This is a genomic window from Flavobacterium sp., from assembly GCF_040382755.1.
Classification (GTDB): Bacteria; Bacteroidota; Bacteroidia; order Flavobacteriales; family Flavobacteriaceae; genus Flavobacterium.
Window position 1 is genome coordinate 1 of record NZ_JBEIET010000193.1, and the last position, 2,748, is coordinate 2,748.

A 2,748-nucleotide genomic window follows, 5' to 3' on the forward strand; every position below is an offset into this window, starting at 1 on the left:
GCATTTTTAATTAAAAATGTACTCATTTATAGTTTGTTAAATATTTTTCTAATTCGTAACATAATCACCCCAATTACAGCTTCACGGATAATGGCGCCGCTCATTTTAGATTCGCCTAACGTTCTGTCTGTAAAAATAATTGGGACTTCTTCAATCTTAAATTTATTTACAAAAGCCCGATATTTCATTTCTATTTGAAATGCATATCCTACAAATTTAATTTTATCAATATTTATAGTTTCTAAAACATTTCTTTTATAACAAATAAAACCAGCTGTGGCATCATGAATTTGCATTCCGGTAATAAATTTTACGTAAACCGAAGCAAAATAAGACATTAAAACTCGGTTTAAAGGCCAGTTAACCACGTTTACACCTTTGGAGTATCTTGAGCCAATTGCCACATCAGCGCCGTTTTGACAAGCCAAATATAATTTTTCTAAATCGTTTGGATTGTGAGAAAAATCGGCATCCATTTCATATATATATTGATAATTATGAGATAATGCCCATTTGAAACCATGCACATACGCAGTTCCTAAACCTGATTTTTTAGTTCTAACTTCTAAAAATAATTTTCCCGGATACTGTTTTTGTAATTCAGCTACTTTATTAAATGTTCCGTCGGGCGAATTATCATCCACAATTAAAACGTGGAAGCTTGAAGGCAATTGAAAAACAGCATGGATAATCCGTTCTATATTTTCAATTTCGTTATATGTAGGTATAATTACTATTCCTGCTGACATGTTGTTTTATTTTCTCTACAAAATTAAGTTATTTTTATATTTATTTTCTTAATAATTATATAATTTAATTGAGTTATTTTTTTTGTTACTTTTGCAGTATGAATATTTTGCAATTATCAGAACGAATTTTAGTTAATAAAGATTGGGCAACCGTATTATTTGTGTTGGCAATTTCTATTGTAGCGCTTAATAAATCAGTTTTTTCGGTTCGATTTAACGAATTTATAAAATTAGGATATTCAGACAAGTACAATAAAGTATATAAAGACACAAATAATTTATTGAGTTGGTTTACCATTTCTATGTTTGTCATTCAATTACTCTCATTTTCGTTTTTTATTTTGTTGCTTTTAAGTTATTTTAATTACACTCAAACCGATAATTATATTACATATATTCAAATTATTACTTTTTTGTTTGTTTTTATTTTGTCTAAGTTTTTAATTGAAAAAATTATAGGAACAACTATTAATTCGGAAAGTTTAGTGGATCAATTTAACTTAATTAAAGTGAATTATCGCGCTTTTTTAGGGTTTGTATTATTGCCGATAAATATTATTTTGTATTACAATTCTTGGCCTATAAAAGCAGTTTTTTATATTATTTTAACTATTTTTTTACTATACAATGTTTTCACTTACTATTTTTTAGTAAAAACATATCAAAAGACTATTTTAGGCAATTTATTTTATTTTATTTTATATCTTTGCACGCTTGAAATACTACCATATTATTTCATGTATTATTGGGTAACGAAAAATTAGGAATTTGTTAGATATGTCAAATTTGAAAGTAAAAACGATTTTGGTTTCGCAACCAGAGCCTAAAGTGGACAATTCTCCATATCACGATTTACAAAATAAATTTAAGGTTAAAATTGATTTTAGACCTTTTATTCATGTTGAGGGGGTTTCTGCAAAGGAAGTAAGAGCGCAAAAGATTGATTTAAATAATTTTACAGCGATTATTTTTACAAGTAAAAATGCAATTGACCATTTTTTTAGAGTAGCTGAAGAAATGAGATATAAAATTCCTGAAGATTTAAAATATTTTTGTCAATCGGAAGCAGTTGCGTTTTATTTACAAAAATATGTTGTGTACAGAAAACGTAAAATTTATGTAGGTCAGAAGGATTTTGCTGACTTAGCACCACTTATAAAAAAATATAAAGACGAAAAGTTTTTATTGCCAAATACAGATCAATTGAATCATGATGTACCACAAACCCTAGATGGTTTAAAAGTAGATTGGAAACAAGGTATATTCTATAAAACTGTCATGAGTGACTTATCTGATTTAAAAGATGTGTATTACGATGTATTGGCCTTTTTTAGCCCAACAGGAATAAAATCTTTATTTAAGAATTTTCCGAATTTTGAGCAAAATAATACAAGAATTGCAGTGTTTGGGTCAACTACTCAGAAAGAAGCCTTAGATCATGGATTACGAGTTGATATTTTAGCGCCAGCTCCAGGAACACCATCTATGACAGGTGCTTTAGAAAAATATGTAGCGGAAGCAAATAAAGGAAAATAATATTTTTATTTATAAATTAAAAAAGCGTTCAGAAATGAACGCTTTTTTTGTACAATAAAAAAAAACGTCTTGTAAATCAAGACGTTTTAAAAGTAGGTTATTTTTGGTAGTTTATAATTTTGGACCTGCTTCGACTAAAGCAGCGCCTTCTTCATTATCTGTGTATTGTACAAAATTCTTAATAAAACGAGAAGCTAAATCTGAAGCTTTTGCATCCCATTCTGAAGTATTTGTATAAGTATTTCTTGGATCTAAAATAGTGTCGTCAACATCGTGTAATGAAGTAGGCACTTCAAAATTAAAAACAGGTACAATTGTAGTAGCTGCTTTTTCAATTGAACCATCTAAAATGGCATCAATTATAGCTCTTGTGTCTTTAATAGATATTCGTTTTCCAGTTCCATTCCAACCTGTGTTTACCATGTAAGCAGTAGCTTGATGTTGTTCCATTTTTTTTACTAAC

At 28.5% G+C, this 2,748-nt stretch carries 4 protein-coding genes; 2 read left to right on the plus strand and 2 right to left on the minus strand.

What is annotated here, in order from left to right:
• Window positions 1–26 precede the first annotated feature (26 nt).
• Window positions 27–749, minus strand: a complete 723-nt coding sequence (locus tag ABWO04_RS11015; protein ID WP_353079742.1) for a polyprenol monophosphomannose synthase — start codon at window positions 747–749, stop codon at window positions 27–29.
• 98 nt (window positions 750–847) lie between these two features.
• Between ABWO04_RS11015 and ABWO04_RS11020 the strand changes: the two genes are divergently transcribed.
• Entirely contained in the window at window positions 848–1,513 is a 666-nt protein-coding gene (locus tag ABWO04_RS11020) for a DUF4271 domain-containing protein (RefSeq protein ID WP_353079743.1), read from the plus strand.
• Between the two features lie 22 nt (window positions 1,514–1,535).
• Window positions 1,536–2,285, plus strand: coding sequence for a uroporphyrinogen-III synthase (locus tag ABWO04_RS11025; protein WP_353079745.1), 750 nt, complete (start codon window positions 1,536–1,538; stop codon window positions 2,283–2,285).
• Window positions 2,286–2,396: 111 nt separating this feature from the next.
• Here the strand turns inward: ABWO04_RS11025 and ABWO04_RS11030 are convergent.
• A partial coding sequence (locus tag ABWO04_RS11030) for a phosphoenolpyruvate carboxykinase (ATP) (protein WP_353079744.1) occupies window positions 2,397–2,748 on the minus strand: 352 nt, incomplete at its 5' end.